The organism is Antrihabitans stalactiti (assembly GCF_012932915.1).
Taxonomy (GTDB): Bacteria; Actinomycetota; Actinomycetes; order Mycobacteriales; family Mycobacteriaceae; genus Antrihabitans; species Antrihabitans stalactiti.
Map to the genome: position 1 here is coordinate 323989 of NZ_VCQU01000006.1, position 17258 is coordinate 341246.

At 63.5% G+C, this 17258-nt stretch carries 18 protein-coding genes and 1 tRNA gene; 13 read left to right on the forward strand and 6 right to left on the reverse strand.

Annotated features, from left to right (window positions below; all coding sequences use genetic code 11):
• Positions 1-87: 87 nt before the first annotated feature.
• Complete coding sequence (locus tag FGL95_RS18770) at positions 88-1326, forward strand: cytochrome P450 (protein WP_169589613.1); 1239 nt, start codon at positions 88-90, stop codon at positions 1324-1326.
• A gap of 3 nt (positions 1327-1329) precedes the next feature.
• Here the strand turns inward: FGL95_RS18770 and FGL95_RS18775 are convergent, their stop codons facing one another.
• Both FGL95_RS18775 and FGL95_RS18780 read right to left on the reverse strand, forming a co-directional pair.
• Positions 1330-2838 carry a trehalose-6-phosphate synthase gene (locus FGL95_RS18775; protein WP_169589615.1) on the reverse strand — a complete coding sequence of 503 codons (1509 nt, stop codon included), beginning with the start codon at positions 2836-2838 and terminating at the stop codon, positions 1330-1332.
• 65 nt (positions 2839-2903) lie between these two features.
• Positions 2904-3077, reverse strand: coding sequence for a hypothetical protein (locus tag FGL95_RS18780; RefSeq protein WP_169589617.1), 174 nt, complete (start codon positions 3075-3077; stop codon positions 2904-2906).
• 158 nt (positions 3078-3235) lie between these two features.
• On the opposite strand from FGL95_RS18780, the gene FGL95_RS18785 reads away from it, so the two are divergent.
• The 3 genes from FGL95_RS18785 (at position 3236) to FGL95_RS18795 (ending at position 4529) form a co-directional block, all read left to right on the forward strand.
• Complete coding sequence (locus FGL95_RS18785; protein ID WP_169589619.1) at positions 3236-4039, forward strand: alpha/beta fold hydrolase; 804 nt, start codon at positions 3236-3238, stop codon at positions 4037-4039.
• Positions 4040-4107: 68 nt separating this feature from the next.
• A complete protein-coding gene (locus tag FGL95_RS18790; protein WP_169589621.1) occupies positions 4108-4356 on the forward strand; it encodes an MbtH family protein in 249 nt (82 codons plus the stop codon).
• A 98-nt stretch (positions 4357-4454) separates the two neighbouring features.
• Positions 4455-4529, forward strand: a tRNA-Thr gene (locus FGL95_RS18795).
• A 47-nt stretch (positions 4530-4576) separates the two neighbouring features.
• On the opposite strand, the gene FGL95_RS18800 is transcribed toward FGL95_RS18795, so the two are convergent.
• Positions 4577-5524 (reverse strand): GlxA family transcriptional regulator, encoded by a 948-nt coding sequence (locus FGL95_RS18800; protein WP_169589623.1) that lies wholly within the window; start codon positions 5522-5524, stop codon positions 4577-4579.
• A 71-nt stretch (positions 5525-5595) separates the two neighbouring features.
• On the opposite strand from FGL95_RS18800, the gene FGL95_RS18805 reads away from it, so the two are divergent.
• The 4 genes from FGL95_RS18805 (at position 5596) to FGL95_RS18820 (ending at position 8516) form a co-directional block, all read left to right on the forward strand.
• Positions 5596-6231, forward strand: coding sequence for an HD domain-containing protein (locus FGL95_RS18805; RefSeq protein ID WP_169589837.1), 636 nt, complete (start codon positions 5596-5598; stop codon positions 6229-6231).
• The gene (locus FGL95_RS18810; protein ID WP_169589625.1) at positions 6228-6818 is read left to right on the forward strand and encodes an HD domain-containing protein; all 591 of its coding nucleotides are present in this window, start codon (positions 6228-6230) and stop codon (positions 6816-6818) included. The genes FGL95_RS18805 and FGL95_RS18810 overlap by 4 nt, the downstream gene beginning before the upstream one ends.
• Positions 6819-7220: 402 nt before the next feature.
• A complete protein-coding gene (locus tag FGL95_RS18815; RefSeq protein WP_169589627.1) occupies positions 7221-7811 on the forward strand; it encodes a LemA family protein in 591 nt (196 codons plus the stop codon).
• Positions 7812-7814: 3 nt separating this feature from the next.
• Positions 7815-8516 carry a dienelactone hydrolase family protein gene (locus FGL95_RS18820; RefSeq protein WP_169589629.1) on the forward strand — a complete coding sequence of 234 codons (702 nt, stop codon included), beginning with the start codon at positions 7815-7817 and terminating at the stop codon, positions 8514-8516.
• On the opposite strand, the gene FGL95_RS18825 is transcribed toward FGL95_RS18820, so the two are convergent.
• On the reverse strand, positions 8507-9181 hold the full coding sequence (locus FGL95_RS18825) for an ABC transporter (protein ID WP_169589631.1): 675 nt from the start codon (positions 9179-9181) through the stop codon (positions 8507-8509). The two genes, FGL95_RS18820 and FGL95_RS18825, sit on opposite strands and share 10 nt — an antisense overlap.
• 108 nt (positions 9182-9289) lie before the next feature.
• On the opposite strand from FGL95_RS18825, the gene FGL95_RS18830 reads away from it, so the two are divergent.
• Positions 9290-9994: a response regulator gene (locus FGL95_RS18830; RefSeq protein ID WP_169589633.1), complete on the forward strand. Its 705-nt coding sequence runs from the start codon at positions 9290-9292 to the stop codon at positions 9992-9994.
• Entirely contained in the window at positions 9991-11400 is a 1410-nt protein-coding gene (locus FGL95_RS18835; protein ID WP_338079920.1) for a sensor histidine kinase, read from the forward strand. The genes FGL95_RS18830 and FGL95_RS18835 overlap by 4 nt, the downstream gene beginning before the upstream one ends.
• Here FGL95_RS18835 and FGL95_RS18840 read toward each other — a convergent pair.
• Positions 11376-11801, reverse strand: a complete 426-nt coding sequence (locus FGL95_RS18840; RefSeq protein ID WP_169589635.1) for an HIT family protein — start codon at positions 11799-11801, stop codon at positions 11376-11378. The two genes, FGL95_RS18835 and FGL95_RS18840, sit on opposite strands and share 25 nt — an antisense overlap.
• Positions 11802-11901: 100 nt before the next feature.
• Between FGL95_RS18840 and FGL95_RS18845 the strand changes: the two genes are divergently transcribed.
• The 3 genes from FGL95_RS18845 to purD are packed head-to-tail and all read left to right on the forward strand — an operon-like array spanning position 11902 to position 16400.
• Positions 11902-13128 carry a bifunctional glycosyltransferase family 2/GtrA family protein gene (locus FGL95_RS18845; RefSeq protein ID WP_169589637.1) on the forward strand — a complete coding sequence of 409 codons (1227 nt, stop codon included), beginning with the start codon at positions 11902-11904 and terminating at the stop codon, positions 13126-13128.
• Positions 13125-15119 (forward strand): glycosyltransferase family 39 protein, encoded by a 1995-nt coding sequence (locus FGL95_RS18850; protein ID WP_169589639.1) that lies wholly within the window; start codon positions 13125-13127, stop codon positions 15117-15119. Before FGL95_RS18845 ends, FGL95_RS18850 begins: the two co-directional genes overlap by 4 nt.
• Before the next feature lie 24 nt (positions 15120-15143).
• On the forward strand, positions 15144-16400 hold the full coding sequence (purD, locus tag FGL95_RS18855) for a phosphoribosylamine--glycine ligase (RefSeq protein WP_169589641.1): 1257 nt from the start codon (positions 15144-15146) through the stop codon (positions 16398-16400).
• A 27-nt stretch (positions 16401-16427) separates the two neighbouring features.
• Here purD and FGL95_RS32970 read toward each other — a convergent pair whose 3' ends face one another.
• Entirely contained in the window at positions 16428-17228 is an 801-nt protein-coding gene (locus tag FGL95_RS32970; protein WP_420838062.1) for a M23 family metallopeptidase, read from the reverse strand.
• Positions 17229-17258: the final 30 nt, after the last annotated feature.

A 17258-nucleotide genomic window follows, 5' to 3' on the forward strand; every position in this document is an offset into this window, starting at 1 on the left:
CGGCGAGTGTGGTCATACAGATATCGATAGCTGTATGGTCGGAGTAATTGGAACGTGTTCAGCCGTTCGATCGAAAGGTTGCCACCCATGACTGCCAGCACCGTATGCCCCTTCGGTGAGGGGTTCGACTTCACAAGCCCTGATCTCCTGGAGCACGGCATGCCGATCGCGGAGTTCGCGGAACTACGAAGGACCGCACCGGTGTGGTGGAACGCGCAGCCGATCGGTACGTCGGGATTCACCGACGGTGGATTCTGGGTGATCACGAAACACGAACACATCAAGGCGATCTCGAAAGACGGCGAGTTGTGGTCGACCAATGCGAACGGCGTGGTGATTCGCTTCTTCGATGGGATGGACGCGGAAAAGATCGAGCTGACAAAGGCTCTGTTGATCAATCACGATGCGCCCGAGCACACTCGGCTGCGCAGGGTGGTGTCGAAGTTGTTCACCCCGCGCGCCATCGCGGGAATGCGTGAGAAGTTGGCGGCGTCGGCGCGTGAGATCGTCGCAAATGCAGCCGAACGGAAGTCAGGCGACTTCGTCGACGACGTTGCGATGCGACTTCCGCTCCTCGCAATTGCCGATTTGATCGGTGTACCGGAAGTCGACCGCGAAAGATTGTTCCACTGGACCAACTCGATGATGAACACCGATGATCCCGAATACGCCGCTGACAATCCCGAGACCGCGAACGCAGAATTACTCGGCTACGCGTACAAGATGGCCGAAGACCGCAGGAAATGTCCGGCGGGAGATATCGTCACCACGTTGGTCCAGGCCGACGTCGACGGCCACAAACTCGACGACATCGAATTCGGCTTCTTCGTGATTTTGCTTGCCGTCGCGGGCAACGAGACGACGCGAAACGCAATCTCGCACGGCATCAACGCTTTTCTCGACAATCCTGAGCAGTGGGACCTGTACAAGCGGACGCGGCCGATCACTGCGGTCGACGAGATCGTGCGGATGGCCACACCCGTCCACTGCTTCCAGCGCACGGCCACCATGGACACCGAACTCGGCGGTGTTGCAATCGCCCAGGGCCAGCGAGTCGGTCTGTTCTACAGTTCCGCAAATTTCGACGAGGACGTATTCGACCGGCCGTTCGAGTTCGACATCATGCGCGACCCGAACCCGCATCTGAGTTTCGGCGGCAGCGGTGCGCACTTCTGCATCGGGGCGAACCTGGCTCGAATGGAGATCGACCTCATGTTCAACGCGATCGCCGATGTGATGCCCGACATCTCGAAACTCGCTGAGCCCAAACGATTACGCTCGGGCTGGATCAACGGCATCAAACACCTGCCGGTGCGCTACAGCTGATTTCTAACTCGTTTCGGCCTCGTCGTCGGCGATCAACGCCGAGCCGGCGACGCCGCCCCCGCTCAACGCCGCGAGGAATGATTTCGCCCAGCGTTCGACGTCGTGGGTGAGGACTTGCCGTCGAAGGGCACGCATCCTCTTGCGGCCTTCGTCGCGGTCCTGTTCGAGCGCGGCGACGATCGAATCCTTGACGCCTTCGAGGTCGTGCGGATTGCACAGGTAGGCCTGCCGCAATTCGGCTGCCGCACCGGTGAATTCGCTCAGCACGAGTGCGCCACCGAGGTCGCTGCGGCACGCCACGTACTCCTTGGCGACGAGATTCATTCCGTCCCTGAACGGGGTGACGAGCATGACGTCGGCCGCGACGAAATAGGCGATCAGTTCGTCACGCGGAACCGGTCGATGCAAGTAGTTGACGACCGGATGCGCCATCTCCCCGTATTCGCCATTGATTCGGCCGACCTGGCGCTCGACCTGGCTGCGCAACTGCACGTAGCTGTCGACACGTTCGCGGCTGGGCGTTGCGAGTTGCAGCATCGCGACCGATGCCGGGTCGACGCGCTTCTCCTCCAACAGCTCGAGCAAAGCGTTGAGCCGAACGTCGATGCCCTTCGTGTAATCGAGGCGGTCGACGCCGAGCATGATGTGCTTCGGATTGCCGAGGTCCTTGCGGATTTGCTTCGCGCGGTCGCGGATGCTTTTCAGCTTGGACCGCTCGTCGAGGTTGCCCGAGTCGATCGAAATCGGGAACGCACCTACGCGGACGGATCGGAAACCGACCTGCACAACGCCGAGTTTCGACCGCACGCCGATGCTGCCTCGCGACGTCGGCTGGCCGGCGAGTCGACGAGCGAGGTACAGGAAATTCTGCGCACCACCCGGCAGGTGAAAGCCGATCAGGTCCGCGCCGAGCAATCCCTCGATGATTTCGGTCCGCCACGGCATCTGCATGAACAGCTCGATCGGCGGGAACGGAATGTGTAGGAAGAACCCGATCGTGAGGTCCGGGCGCAACATCCGCAGCATCTTCGGCACCAGTTGGAGCTGGTAGTCCTGAATCCACACCGTTGCACCCTGGGCAGCAACCTTCGCTGCTGACTCGGCGAATCGCCTGTTGACCTCGACGTATGCACTCCACCACTTGCGGTCGTACACCGGCTTCACGATGACGTCGTGATAAAGCGGCCACAGAGTCGCGTTCGAAAAACCCTCGTAATAGTCTTCGACTTCAGCCGCGCTGAGCGGAACGGAGTGGAGTTCGACGCCATCTTCGATCAACGGATCGGGATCTGCGTCGGCGACGCCGGGCCAACCGACCCATGCGCCCTTGTTGCCACGCAGGATCGGCTCCAGCGCAGTAACCAGGCCGCCGGGGCTTCGTTTCCAGCGCGTTCCGCCGTCGGGTGCTGTGACGAGGTCGACGGGCAAGCGGTTGGCAACGACGACGAAATCGGACCCTTTGGTACTTGGACCCACTTCGTCTGCTGCGTTCTTGCCGTTCCGGTCACCCACGCTGATCCTTAATGAATCGTTGTCGTTTTCGTCCCTTTACTAAGTCGGATTATGCGCTGTCGGCGTCAGTCCAGACGGTTGTTCGGGGCAATACCCAGCATCGACAGCAACATTCGGCACTCGTCGGCATCTGCGGCATACGCTGCGACGACTCGCTGAGCTTGCCGTGCAGTTTCGTCGGCCAACGGCTCGAGGTCTTCGTCTGCGATATCGGTCGTGCTCGGCGTCTTGGTGGCCATGGTCTTCCTCCCGCTCAGCTGTTCGTCGTCGAACAGGCCTTTTCTATTGCTCGACTCTAGGAGAACCGGTTGCCCCGACGCCACTTACGACTTGATTGCATTAACGTTGCCGTCGGCGACCACGCTTGCGTGGCGCGTGATCGACAGGAGGGGCAAGGATGCCGTTAGCAGCGGTCAACGGGATTTCGCTGAACTACGACGTGAAGGGCTCCGGCCAGCTCGTCGTGCTCATCATGGGTACGGGAAGTCCAGGTCGAGTGTGGGCATTGCACCAGGTGCCTGCTCTCGTGAAGGCGGGCTATCGGGTCTGCACGTTCGATAATCGCGGCATCGCTCCCTCGTCGGAGAGCGCCGCAGGCATGCAGATCGACGACCTCGTCGCCGACACTGCTGGACTGATCGAACTGCTCGGCGAAGGCCCTGTAATCGTGGTCGGCACATCGATGGGATCTCGTGTCGCCCAGGAACTGTGCTTGAAGCGCCCAGACCTGGTGCGAAAGGCCGTGTTCATGGCCGGTCATGGCCGTCTCGACCAGTTTCAGAAAACGCTGTCGGCAGGCGAGCACGACTTGGACGCGAGCGGCGTCCAGTTGCCTGCCAAGTACGAAGCCGCCGTCACCGCCGTGATGAACCTGTCGCCCGCCACCCTCGCCGACCCCAATTCCGCCCGCGACTGGCTCGACCTCTTCGAGTTCACCGGCGGACCGGTTACCCCTGGTATTCGTGCGCAACGCAAGATGGACCACGATTTCGATCGCGTGCAGGCCTATCGCCAGATCAAGGTGCCGTGTCTGTCGATCGGATTCGCCGACGATCGGATGATCCCGCCCTATCTGTCCCGCGAGATCGCCGACGCGATTCCCGGCGCCGTTTACCGCCAGATCCCGGACGCAGGTCATTTCGGCTACCTCGAACGGCCCGAAGTGGTCAACAAAGCATTGCTCGATTTCTTCGCGAGCTGACGCTTGCTAGGGTCGACGTCGCGGGGTGAATCAATTTCCGACTGTGCAGCTTCAACCAGAGAGGTCAGATGAGCACCAATCCTTTCGACGACGAGGACGGCCGCTTCTACGTATTGGTCAACGACGAGGAGCAGCACTCTCTCTGGCCGACGTTCGCGGAGGTTCCTGCCGGCTGGCGCGTCGTATTCGGTGAAGAGAGTCGAGCAGCCTGCGTCGAATACGTCGAGCAGAACTGGACCGACATGCGACCGAAGAGCCTTCGCGACGCGATGGCAGCCGACGAAGCAGCCCGCGCGGCGAAGTCCTCCGAGAGCTGATCTTTTCGAACCAACGCTTGACGTGACCTGGTCGTCTCGACGACCAGGTCACTTGTCATGAATCCTGGGCGCTGCCGGTATGATTGCACCGCCCTAACGCCTCCTTAGCTCAGTGGTAGAGCACTCGCCTTGTAAGCGAAAGGTCGTCAGTTCAATCCTGACAGGAGGCTCCACAAAGGTTCTCGTGAGTCTTTTAGGAGTCCCTGGACTCCTAAAAGACTCACGAGCTGGTGGTGGTGGTCGTGGTGAAGCGGCGTTTGTATTCGGTCGGGGTGAGGCCGAGGTGGCGGGCGAAGGCGCGGCGCAGGGATTCGTCGCTGCCGAGTCCGCTGCGACTGGCGGCCGCAGTGATGGTGTGCCCGTTGAGGATCAGTTGTTGAGCCTGGTCGAGGCGGACGCGTTCGATCCATCGTCCGGGGGTGGTGCCGAGTTCGCTGTTGAACAGTCGAGTGACCTGGCGGGTGCTCAGAGCGGCAGCAGCAGCGAGCGATTCGGCGTTGTGGTTGCCAGCGGGGTCGGCGTGAACGGCGTCGATGATGGTGCGCAGGGCCAGATTTCGAGTTGGCGGAGTGCGCAGTGCGGCGGAGAACTGGGATTGTCCGCCGGGCCGTTGCATGTAGACGACCAGTTCGCGGGCGACCGCACGGGCGGCGTCGGGTCCGTCATCGTGCTCGACCAGCGCCAAGGCCATGTCGATGCCGGCACTGATACCTGCCGAGGTGAGGTAGCGGCCGTCGCTGACGTGCAGTGCGTCGGGCACGACGTCGATGCGTGGATAGCGGTGGGCGAGCGTGCGGGTGCGTCGCCAATGGGTGGTGGCGCGGTGGCCGTCGAGCAAGCCGAGCTCGGCCAGCACGAATGCGCCCGTGCACACCGAGGCGACCCGAGTGGCATTGGCAGCCAATGTGTTTGCGGCGCCGAGTAGCGAGTCGTCGACGCCGTGGTCGACTAGATAGTCGCTGCCCGGGACGACGACGGTGTCGAACGGTCCGGCATCCGCTGCGGCAGTCGTGTCGAGGGTGATCTTCGACGAGGTCGTGATCGGGCCGCCGTGGGGTGAGACCAGCACCGATTCGTACGTGCCTGCGGTGTGGAGGACTTCGATCGGTCCGGTGACATCGAGGAGTGTGACGTCCTCGAAGGCGAGGACTCCGACCCGACGAGTCATGTCTGAATCTGTGGTTTGTTTGTCGATAAAGACATGGTGTGAGCGTAGCCGATGTCGGCACAGTGGACGGTATGGAAACGATTGCAGGGGTCGAGATCCCCGACAGCGTGTTGGCCCGAGAGGCGACCGAGCTGGTCCGGGAGGTGGCGTCGCCGTTGCTGTTTCACCATTCGCGGCGGGTGTTCGTCTTCGGGGCTTTGCGGGGCCGCGCAGCCGGCCTCGATTTCGACCCGGAACTGCTATACGTGGGGGCAATGTTCCACGACCTGGGGTTGACCGAGAAGTTCCGAACAACCGACCAGCGCTTCGAGATCGACGGTGCCGACGAAGCCCGCCGGTTTCTCCGCTCGCACGGCGTCGACGGCGACGCGGCGGACCGAGTGTGGACTGCGATCGCGTTGCACACCACACCAGAGATCCCGCTGCACATGGCGGCGGAAATCGCCTTGGTGACGCGCGGTGTCGAGTTGGACGTGCTGGGCATCGGCTACGACGCAATCACTGACGACCAGCGGGCACAGGTCGTCGCCGCGCATCCGCGACCGAACTTCAAAGCCGAGATCCTCGCAGCGTTCACCGACGGGATCCGGCATCGTCCGCAGACGACGTTCGGCAACGTCAAAGCGGACGTCCTCGCCCATTTCGTGCCTGGTTTCGTGCGCGGAGATTTCGTGGACGTCATCGAGAACTCGCCGTGGCCGGCATGAATACACCAGATACGGCCACCGCACGGACCGCGCTCGAGGTCGCGCGTCGATACCTTTCGCCCGCACTCTTCAATCACTCGGTGCGTTCGTACTACTGGGCTGAGGCGCTGGCACGCGAGGAAGCGGTCACAATCGATAGCGAGTTGCTCTATGTCGCGGCGATCTTCCACGACATCGGGCTGGTCCCCGAATTCGACGCGCACGCCATCGATTTCGAATATGCGGGCGGTCATGTGGCGGCGGTATTCGCCGCAGGTGCGGGCTGGTCTCCAGAACGAGGACAGCGCCTCAACGACATCATCGTCCGGCATATGTGGGCGGACGTCGACGTCGAGACCGATCCCGAAGGGCACCTTCTCGAACGAGCCACCGGCATCGACATCTCCGGACGTGGCGTCGATCTCGTCCCCGCCGCCACCCGCAGGCAGGTGCTTTCGGCATGGCCACGCCTGGGTCTGGCCGAGGAGTTCAACAGCTGTTTCGAGAATCAAGCTGCCCGCAAACCTGGCAGCACGGCCGCCCGAGCAGTGCAGAACGGGGTTGCAGACAAACTCCGCAACAACCCCCTCGAACACCCACCCTTGTGAGTCTTTTAGGAGTCTCTGGACTCCTAAAAGACTCACAAGGGTGGGGAAGTCGAGTAGTGAACTACTCGCGCGGCTGCGCCGTGAACTCTCTAGCGTCGATGTGTATCGAGTATCAGCTAGGTCAGGAGATCGGCATGAATGCGACTGCCTTCCCTGAATCGGAAGAGCGACTGGTCACCAATGCGGGTGAAATCGATCGGCTCCTGCGATGCGGGACAGATTCACGACCGAACCGCGGCGGAGAGGACACGACCTCGAACGAGAACCGGTCCGACCTGGACTGATCGACTCGAACTCACACCTTGGGTTGGTGTTCTTCACCCTCGGGTACCTACTGTGCAGCGCGCGTGAACCCAACACTGTGTCTGGGCATGTTCAGGCGTGGGGTGAAAGCAGGTAGGTGTGAGCGTTGTGGTCTTGAGCGTGCTCGTCGTGGTCGGCGCCGCCGTCGGGGCAGTGACGGTCGGTAGTTACAACGGGCTCGTCAGGAAACGCAACGCTGTCGACAACTCGTGGACCCGGTTGGACCTGCAGCTGAGGAAGCGGCACAACCTCGTCCACAATCTGGTCCACGCCGTCCGCGCGCACGCGGGTACGGACCGCATTCAGGCCTTCGACGAGGTCAGCGCCGCCGCCGATGTTGCGATCGAGTCGTCGACTCCACCTGAGAAGGCGAAGGCAGAGGACGCGCTCACCGTCGCTGTTCGTGGCGTCCTTGCGTCGGTGGGTCGGAATCCAAAGCTGAAGCGGAGCAGGCGATTCTTCGATCTCGAACTGGACCTGAATGACAGCGAGAATCGCATCGCCTACGCACGGCAATACTTCAATCTCGCAGTGCGCGACTACAACAAGGCAGTTCAGCGGATGCCCGTGTCGCTGCTCGCCGGAGTTCTGCGCTTCAGCCCACAGGAACCGTTCAACCACTCGGAGTCTGCGATGCCGTTTACCGCATGCCGGTCGTCACCGTCTAGCGCAGAGAAGCTACATTCCTGAGTTGTGGCCGACATCGAAGTCGAAACAGCGAAAGACCGTATCGAGGCGCGCCTCGAAATCCCCACAGGGGACGGACCGTGGCCTGGTGTCGTCGTCGTTCATGACATGACGGCGTTCAACCAGGACATCAAAAACATCACTCGCAAGATCGCGGACAACGGGTATATCGCGCTTGCGCCGAACCTGTATTCACGCGGTGGACCTGTGCTGTGTGTGCGGCGCGTGATTACCGACCTGTTCGCCCACAAAGGCCGGGCGATCGACGACATCGTCGCCGCGCGCGAGACTCTTGCCGCGCGCGAGGACTGCACCGGATCGATCGGCATCGTCGGCTTCTGCATGGGCGGCGGCTTCGCGCTGGTCATGGCATCCCAGGGCTTCGACGCCTCGGCGCCGTTCTACCCTTCGCTCTTGCAGGACTACAACAAAGTCGTCGACGACGACGCATGCCCGATCGTCGCCAGCTTCGGCAAGCGCGACCCGATCCTGCAGGGTAGAGGTCCGAAGCTCGAAAAGACGCTGGAGCGTAAGGGAATTCCCCACGACGTCAAGGTCTACGACGGCGTGGGGCACAGCTTCGCGAATGAGCTCCCCGCCCAACCCCTGCTACGGATCACCGGATTCGGCTACGGAGCCGAACAATCGGACGACGCATGGCGGCGGGTATTCGGCTTCTTCGACACCCACCTCACTCCTCAGACCTGAGGTTCTGACGGCGACCGTCGCAACCAGCGTCCTGGCGGGAATCGAGCCGCCAGTTCGGTGAGTCGGGCGGTCTGTTCCTGCAGCGCGTCGACACTTCGGTTGAATCGATCGAGGTTCGGCGCCAGTGACGCCATCACGTTTGTCAGGCTCACCACTTGATCGGCGACCCCGACGACCCGCTCGATCGCGCCCTGCTCGGCGACCAAGGTCTCGATAATGCCGCCGCGAGCGGTGAGCCGCTCGAGTGTGCCGTTCGGCGCAACCAGTCGGTCGACGAATCCGCCCGGTTCGAGCGAACGGTCGACGATGCCGCCCGGCTCGAAGAGCCGCTCGATCGGACCGTCCGGCGCGAGCAAGCGATCCAACGGTCCGTCCCTGGCTGTCAGCCGGTCGGCGACCCCGCCGCGCTGGAGAAATCTATCCAGGGGCCCGCCTGGGCGCAGTGATTGGCCCAGCGCGCGGTCCTCCGCCATCAGGGTCGACATGCGACCGGCGAACCCGATCTGCGCGCCGACCGAGGTATCGGTGTTCACCTTCAACAGCGCCGCCTGAGCGCTGATCACCGATCGCGTCATCGCGAGGGAGCCCTCGGCGACCATCAACGCAGAATCAGCGGTCACGAACGCAGCCCTCACTGGAAACAGCACCACAGTCGTTACGTCCACCCCGAAACTGTATGTGGCACTCCGCGTAACTGGGTTGCGTGATCGCTCACAGGAAACTTCCAGGAATTGCCCAGCTGATGCATAGCCGGTTGCGCAATGCTGTAGTCCGTGACCGTGTCGACTCCAGAAGCCCGCATCCTCGTGATCGATGACGAGGCGATGATCGTCGAGCTCCTAGCAGTCAGTTTGCGCTTCCAAGGCTTCGAAGTGTCGACCGCCAGCAACGGCGCCGAAGGCTTGGACAGGGCGCGAAACTTCCGCCCCGACGCGATGATCGTCGATGTGATGATGCCGGGAATGGACGGATTCGGCCTGCTGCGACGGCTTCGCGCGGACGGTGTGGATGCACCTGTGTTGTTTCTCACCGCCCGCGACGAGATCGAGGACAAGATCACAGGCTTGACACTCGGCGCAGACGACTACGTCACCAAGCCGTTCAGCCTCGAGGAAGTCGTCGCACGGCTGCGCGTCATCCTGCGTCGTTCCGGCAAAGTCGGCGAAGAGGTGCGCTCGCCGCGGCTCTCGTTCGCCGACATCGAGCTCGACGACGACACCCACGAAGTGTGGAAAGCCGGCGAAGCGGTTGCGCTCTCACCGACCGAATTCACGTTGTTGCGCTACTTCATGGTCAACGCGGGCACTGTCTTGTCCAAACCGAGGATTCTGGACCACGTGTGGCGCTACGACTTCGGCGGCGAAGTGGGTGTGGTCGAGTCCTACGTCTCGTATCTGCGACGCAAGGTCGATACCGGCGACAAGCGGCTCATCCACACGCTGCGCGGAGTCGGGTACGTCATGCGTGAGCCTCGGTGAGGAGGCTGCAGGCTGTTCCATTGCGGGTGACGCTCGTCGCCGCCCTCGTATTGATGGCAGCGCTCGGCCTCGTCGCGTCGGGGGTCGCGGTGAAGTCGGTGTTCGAGCGGTCGTTGCTGCAAAGGACCGATCAACAACTCGTCGAGGCCGTGCACACCTGGGCGAAGCCCCGAATGAATCGGCCGCCGCCGGTGCGGGCACCCGGTCCGGACAACCCGCCGACCGACTTCTATGTGCGGATGGAGAATTCCAACGGCCAATTGGTCCTTGCATCCAGCAGGACCGATGCTGTGCCGGACTTCCCGGCGTCCATCGGCGACTCACCTGTCACCATCGGATCTCAAGGCGATTCCGGTGTGGAATGGCGTGCGCTCAAAACCACGACGTCGGACGGAAAGACCGAGATCGCCATCAACCTGGGCGAGAACCAGGAAACTGTCGACCGTTTGGTTGCGCTGCAATTGGGGATCGGTCTAGTGGTGTTGTCCGTGCTCGGCTTGGCCGCCTACTTCGTCATTCGGCGCAGTCTTCGTCCGCTCGTCGAAGTCGAAGGCACTGCCGCAGCCATTGCGGCGGGCGATTTGAAACGTCGAGTTCCCGTGCGGGGTAACAAGACCGAGATCGATCGCCTATCGATGGCGCTCAACGGCATGCTCTCGCAGATTCAGCGCGCGTTCGCGGCATCCGAGGACTCGGAGGCGGCAGCAAAGCGTTCCGAGCAGAAAATGCGTCGATTCGTTGCCGACGCGAGCCATGAATTACGGACGCCTTTGACGACGATCCGTGGATTCGCCGAACTGTATCGACAGGGTGCGGCGACCGATGTGTCGACGGTGATGAAACGCATCGAAGGCGAGGCGTCGCGGATGGGGCTGCTCGTCGAGGACCTGCTCATGCTTGCGCGACTCGACGCGCAACGGCCGTTGGAACGAAAACCCGTCGACCTGCTGGGCTTGGCGAGCGACGCGGTCCACGGCGCGCGTGCTGTTGCACCGGAGCGAAAAGTCGATCTGGAAGTCGTCGACGGACCGGGAACGATGGAGGTCCTCGGGGACGAAGCGCGGCTGCGCCAAGTGCTGTCGAACCTGGTGGGCAATGCCTTGACGCACACACCGCCCGACGCAAACGTCTGTATCCGGCTGTCGACGACAACCGAGAATGTCCTGGTCCAGGTCATCGACACGGGCCCTGGGCTGCCCGAACACGATGCGGCGAAGGTGTTCGAACGCTTCTACCGAACCGACACGTCCCGAACCCGGGAGAGCGGTGGCACCGGGCTCGGCCTGTCGATCGTGTCGGCCATCGTTGCATCCCACGACGGCACGGTGACCGTCGAAAGTGTCCCTGGGAAGGGCTCGACCTTCACGGTCGCCCTACCGCATCAGTCGGGGACAGTCTCGCCGTAGCCGAGGTCGCGCAACGCCGTCTTCAGCGTCGCCGCGGCCTCGTCGAGCGACTCCGCCGATGCGTCCGGGCTGGCGGTGGAGATGTCGAAGTTGACAAGCTCCCAGGCGGGGAACACGTGCAGGTGCAGATGGGGGACCTCGAGGCCCGCGATCAGCAGCCCTGCGCGCGGCGCGTCCCAGCCTTTACGGACCGCTTGGCCGATGGCCTGCGCCACCGCGGTCAGTTTGCCGAACGTCGCACCGTCGACGTCCTGCCATTGGTCGATTTCCTTGCGCGGCACCACAAGTGTGTGCCCGGGGGTGATGGGAGCGATGGTGAGGAAAGCGACGACATCGTCGTCGCTCCAGACGAACCGGCCCGGAATCTGACCGGCGATGATCGCGCTGAAGACGGAAGGCATGGTCCCAACATATGCCGTCGCACACGGCGGCGCGGCACTGCCAGCCAACTGTCAGCTTTGGCCCAGGATCGCCGGAGGTTGCCACAGCAAAGTCGACCCCATGATCAAAGCAGCGACGGCGCCCGAGCGCGGGGGAGTCGGCATCGTGTCCGGCCCGACCCTCGACATTGTCATTCCCGTCTACAACGAGGAAGCCGATCTTGACGAGTGCGTGCGCAGACTGCACCGCTTTCTCAGCTCCGAGGTGCCCTACTCTGCCCGAATCACCATCGCGGACAACGCGAGTACGGACGCGACGCTCGCGGTAGCGTACAAGGTCGCATTGGAGCTCGATGGGATTCGGGTGCTCCACCTCGACGAGAAAGGCCGAGGGCGGGCGTTGCGGTCGGCGTGGTGCGCATCCGACGCGGCCGTCGTCGCCTACATGGACGTCGACCTGTCGACGGACCTCAATGCCCTGATGCCGTTGGTCGCACCGTTGGTTTCCGGGCACTCCGACGTTGCGATCGGTTCGCGATTGAGCCGGACCTCTCGTGTCGTCCGCGGTCCGAAGCGCGAATTCATCTCGCGCAGTTACAACCTCATCCTCCACGCGTCGTTGCAGACCAAGTTCTCCGACGCGCAGTGCGGCTTCAAAGCGATGCGGACGTCCGTCGCACGTCAACTGCTTCCCGTCGTCGAAGACAGCGAGTGGTTCTTCGACACCGAGATGCTCGTGCTCGCCGAGCGGATCGGGTTGCGAATTCACGAGGTGCCTGTCGACTGGATCGACGACCCCGACTCACGGGTCGACATCGTCGACACCGTCCGTAAGGACTTGCTCGGCGTGTGGCGGTTGGGCCGCGCGCTGGCGCTCGGCACGTTGCCGCTCGACGAACTGCGGCGCAGCCTCGGACGTGAGCCGCTGGTTCCCGGTGTGCCGCGAGGAATGATCGGGCAGCTGGTCCGGTTCGGAATCGTCGGCGTGGCAAGCACACTCGCATACGCGCTGCTCTATCTCACCCTGCACGCGGCGATCGGTGCACAGGCTGCGAACTTCGTCGCACTGCTGGTCACGGCGATCCTGAATACTGCGGCCAACCGCGCGTTTACCTTCGGAGTCCGCGGATCCGCGCATGCTGCCAAGCATCAGATGCAGGGACTGCTGATCTTCGGTGTCGGGTTGGCCCTGACGAGTGGATCGCTGCTGGTGTTGCACCAATGGGCACCGTCGACGACGAAGCATGTGGAGTTGGCGGTCCTGGTTACGGCGAACCTGGTCGCGACGATCATTCGATTCGTCGGACTGCGTTGGGTGTTCCGCAACAACGAGTCGGTGGTCCGATGAGTGCGACGATGACCGCGCCGCTGCCCGTAGCCGCACCGGAACCGAGGCACCGCCGAAGACAGTGGGAGCGTTACGCTCTCGCGGCCCTACTCATCGCCACGGCTGTGGCGTACGTGTGGGGCCTCGGTGCTGCGGGATGGGCAAACTCGTTCTATTCGGCCGCAGCACAAGCTGGTTCGGTCTCGTGGAAAGCCTTCCTGTTCGGCTCCTCGGATGCGGCGAACTCCATCACCGTCGACAAACCACCTGCGTCGCTGTGGCTCATGGCCCTGTCGGTCCGGGTGTTCGGTCTGAGCAGTTGGAGCATTCTGATTCCCCAAGCGTTGCTCGGCGTCGGCTCAGTTGCGTTGCTGTGGGCGACTGTGCGCCGGTACTTCGGCGCTGCGGCCGGTCTGCTGTCCGGCTTGGTCCTCGCGTTGACGCCCGTCGCGGTCTTGATGTTCCGTTTCAACAATCCCGATGCGCTGCTTGTGTTTCTGATGATCGGCGCGGCGTGGGCGATGCTCCGCGGCGTCGAGGACGGTCGCACGAGGTGGCTGGTCGTCACCGGCGTCTTCGTCGGCTTCGGTTTCCTCACCAAGCAGCTGGCGGTGATGCTTGTGGTCCCGCCGCTCGCGCTGACGTACCTGCTCGCAGGTCCGCCGAAACTCGGCAAGCGAGTGCTGCAGCTGTTGGCCGCCGGCGTCGCGATGGCGGTGTCTGCGGGATGGTGGCTCCTCATGGTCGAGCTCTGGCCGACGTCGTCGCGACCGTGGATCGGTGGCTCGCAACATAATTCGATTCTGGAACTCACCATCGGTTACAACGGGCTCGGCCGCCTCGACGGCAACGAGCGTGGCAGTGTGGTGCCGAGCGGTGGCGAAATGCCAGCGGCATTCGCAGATTTTGGCAACCGAGGCAACAGCATGTGGGGCTCGTCGGGAATCACGCGAATGTTCGACCCTGCGCAAGGCGGTCAGATCGCGTGGTTGATTCCAGCTGCGCTCGTCCTGATGCTGGTCGGAATTACTCTGCGTGGCAGGGCGTCTCGCACGGACCTGCGTCGCGCCTCGTTCGTGCTGTGGGGCGGCTGGCTGCTCGTCACCGGGCTTGTCTTCAGCTTCATGGCGGGAATCTTCCACTCGTACTACACAGTTGCGCTCGCGCCTGCGGTCGCCGCACTCGTCGGATCCGGGTCCGTGCTGGCATGGCAACGGCGCGAACAGATCTGGGTGCGCGTCGTCTTCGCCGCGACCCTGGTGCTCACTGGTGTGACGTCGTGGATTCTGCTGAACCGCAGCCCCGATTTCGTGCCCTGGCTTCGCTGGGTCGTCGCAGGGTTTACCTTGGTCGGCGTCATCCTCATTGCTTGTGAGTCTTTTTGGAGTCTATGGACTCCAAAAAGACTCACGACGGCAGTTGTTCTGGCGGCGCTGTTCGTCGGCCTCGCTGGCCCAACCGCGTACGCCGCGGAGACCGTCGGACGGGCACGGCAAGGCGCCATCGTGTCGGCGGGACCCAACGTCGATTCCGGCTTCGGCTTCCCAGGCGGTCGCGATCTGCCGGGTATGCCAGGTGATGGGGCGCCGAGGCCGAACGGGCGGGCGGGAATGCCGGAAATGATGGAGCAAATGTTCGGGGGAGCAGGCAACTTGCTGATGGGCAGTAAGCCGAGCGACCGCATGATCGAGCTGCTCGAACAGAACAGCGGCGCCTATACGTGGGTCGCGGCGACGGTGGGCGCAAACAGTGCGGCCGGGTACCAACTGGCGACTGAACTGCCCGTGATGCCGATCGGCGGCTTCAACGGAACCGATCCGTCGCCCACGCTCGACCAGTTCAAGCAGTACGTTTCGGAAGGCAAGGTGCACTACTTCATCGCCAGCGGGATGGGTCGAATGGGCGGAGACGAGGCCCGCGGATCGTCGACGATCACGCGATGGGTCGAAGCCAACTTCACCGTGACGGACGTCGACGGCGTGCAGCTCTATGACCTCACGGCTCCGAAATGAGCGACACGCCCTAGGCTCGACGGCGTGCGCGTACTCGTGATCGGCTCTGGAGCCCGTGAACATGCTCTCGTCCTGGCGTTGACCCGCGACCCCGCGGTCTCGGCCGCGTTGTGCGCTCCCGGCAACGCCGGAATCGCCAACCTGGTGGAGACGCACTCGGTCGACCCGTCGTCGAGCGACCAGGTCGTCGCGCTGGCGAAGAAGGTCGGCGCCGATCTCGTCGTCATCGGTCCAGAGGTGCCGCTGGTGCTCGGTGTCGCCGACGCTGTGCGTGCTGCGGGCATCGATTGCTTCGGTCCGTCGGCGGCGGCCGCGCGAATCGAAGGCTCGAAGGCGTTCGCCAAGGACGTGATGGCTGCGGCCGGTGTACGGACCGCACGGACCGAAATCGTCGACAGTCCAGCGCAACTCGACGCGGCGCTGGACCGGTTCGGTCCGACGTGGGTGGTCAAGGACGACGGTCTCGCGGCCGGCAAGGGCGTCGTCGTGACGCCTGATCGCTCCGCAGCACGCGATCATGCCGCCGACCTGCTGGAGCGTGGTCATCCGGTTCTCATCGAGTCGTTCCTGGACGGACCCGAGGTGTCGCTGTTCTGCCTGGTCGACGGCGACACTGTCGTCCCGCTGCTGCCCGCGCAGGACCACAAGCGAGTGGGCGACGGTGACAGCGGTCCGAACACCGGCGGCATGGGTGCGTACACACCGCTGTCGTGGCTGCCCGACGATGCCGTCGAGCGGATCGTCGAAGACACCGTGCGACCGGTCGCTGCGGAACTTGTCGCGCGCGGCTGTCCGTTCTCGGGGTTGCTGTACGCGGGCCTGGCCATGGGCGCCGACGGACCTGCGGTCGTCGAGTTCAACTGCCGTTTCGGTGATCCGGAGACCCAAGCGGTCCTCGCTTTGCTGGACAGTCCATTCGCCGAACTCCTGCGCGCGACCGCTACCGGCACCCTTGCGTCCGTTCCTGCGCTTCGGTGGCGCGACGGCGCTGCTGTCACGGTCGTGCTGGCTGCCGAGAACTATCCGGGACGCCCACGCACGGGCGACGTGATCACGGGCGCGGATGCCGAAGGTGTTCTCCATGCAGGCACGGAACGGCGTCCGGACGGCGCGGTCGTATCCGCAGGCGGGCGCGTGTTGAGCGTTGTGGGCGTCGGCGCAGACCTCGGCAGCGCACGGACCGACGCCTACGCGAAGCTCGGCAAGGTCAAACTCGCAGGCGGCCATTTCCGGACCGATATCGGTCTGGCCGCTGCCGAGGGGCGCATCCAACTTCCGTAGCTCCGGACGCGTTGCGCCGACGCCTGGTCAGCCGACCTGTATGCCGTGCAGGGCGAGCCAGCTTTGTGGGTCCACATGCTGGCCCGCCAAAATGACCTCGAAATGCAGGTGCGGGCCCGTCGAATCGCCTCGGTTGCCCATCCGGGCGATTTGCAATCCTGCTGGGACTCGCTCGCCGACCGACACGAAGAAGTCGTAGAGATGGCCGTAGACGGTGATCGCGCCGTCGTCGTGCTTGATTCGGACCCACAGCCCGAATCCGCTGGCGGGACCCGCGTCGATGACCGTGCCGCTCGACACTGCATAGATCGGTGTGCCGATCGGCCCCGCGATATCGATGCCCGCGTGCAAGACGCCCCAGCGCTGACCGAACCCCGACGTGAATGCGCCTTTGGCCGGCAGCGAGTAGCCGCCGATTCCCGCAAGTGTCCCGTTTGCACCCGCGCCGGCGAGCCACGGCTGCCATTCCCCGGCAATCGCGGCCGCAGCCTCGGCCTTTGCGCGGGCAAGGGTCGCCCGTGCCGCAGCTTCGACGACCTTCTGCTCGCGCATTCGCTCGCCCTTGTCGATCTGCTTCAAGTACGAGTGATTCGACCTCGGCTGAATATGGACCTGTAAGTCGTGGTCGAGGTCGAGAGGCTCGACGTCGGCGGAGCGCGCGAATGCAGCCGGTGCGACGCCGGGCACGGTCGCGGTCGCGGGACCGGTCCGGATGTGTGAGGTGTCGGAGGCAGCGAGGACTGCCGCGGCAGCGATTACCACGAGCATTACTCGGGTTCGGCCTAGCAAGCCATGCCCTTCGATCGAAACGTGCCTGCCTGCAGGCATACGTTGCCGACGATAACAGGACCCAAATGA

Excerpts from the sequence above, each read along its gene's own strand:
- FGL95_RS18770 (WP_169589613.1), top strand. The coding sequence starts at position 88 with ATGACTGCCAGCACCGTATGCCCCTTCGGTGAGGGGTTCGACTTCACA.
- FGL95_RS18780 (WP_169589617.1), bottom strand. The coding sequence starts at position 3,077 with ATGGCCACCAAGACGCCGAGCACGACCGATATCGCAGACGAAGACCTC.
- FGL95_RS18785 (WP_169589619.1), top strand. The coding sequence starts at position 3,236 with ATGCCGTTAGCAGCGGTCAACGGGATTTCGCTGAACTACGACGTGAAG.
- FGL95_RS18790 (WP_169589621.1), top strand. The coding sequence starts at position 4,108 with ATGAGCACCAATCCTTTCGACGACGAGGACGGCCGCTTCTACGTATTG.
- FGL95_RS18800 (WP_169589623.1), bottom strand. The coding sequence starts at position 5,524 with ATGACTCGTCGGGTCGGAGTCCTCGCCTTCGAGGACGTCACACTCCTC.
- FGL95_RS18805 (WP_169589837.1), top strand. The coding sequence starts at position 5,596 with ATGGAAACGATTGCAGGGGTCGAGATCCCCGACAGCGTGTTGGCCCGA.
- FGL95_RS18810 (WP_169589625.1), top strand. The coding sequence starts at position 6,228 with ATGAATACACCAGATACGGCCACCGCACGGACCGCGCTCGAGGTCGCG.
- FGL95_RS18840 (WP_169589635.1), bottom strand. The coding sequence starts at position 11,801 with ATGCCTTCCGTCTTCAGCGCGATCATCGCCGGTCAGATTCCGGGCCGG.
- FGL95_RS18845 (WP_169589637.1), top strand. The coding sequence starts at position 11,902 with ATGATCAAAGCAGCGACGGCGCCCGAGCGCGGGGGAGTCGGCATCGTG.
- FGL95_RS18850 (WP_169589639.1), top strand. The coding sequence starts at position 13,125 with ATGAGTGCGACGATGACCGCGCCGCTGCCCGTAGCCGCACCGGAACCG.
- FGL95_RS32970 (WP_420838062.1), bottom strand. The coding sequence starts at position 17,228 with ATGCCTGCAGGCAGGCACGTTTCGATCGAAGGGCATGGCTTGCTAGGC.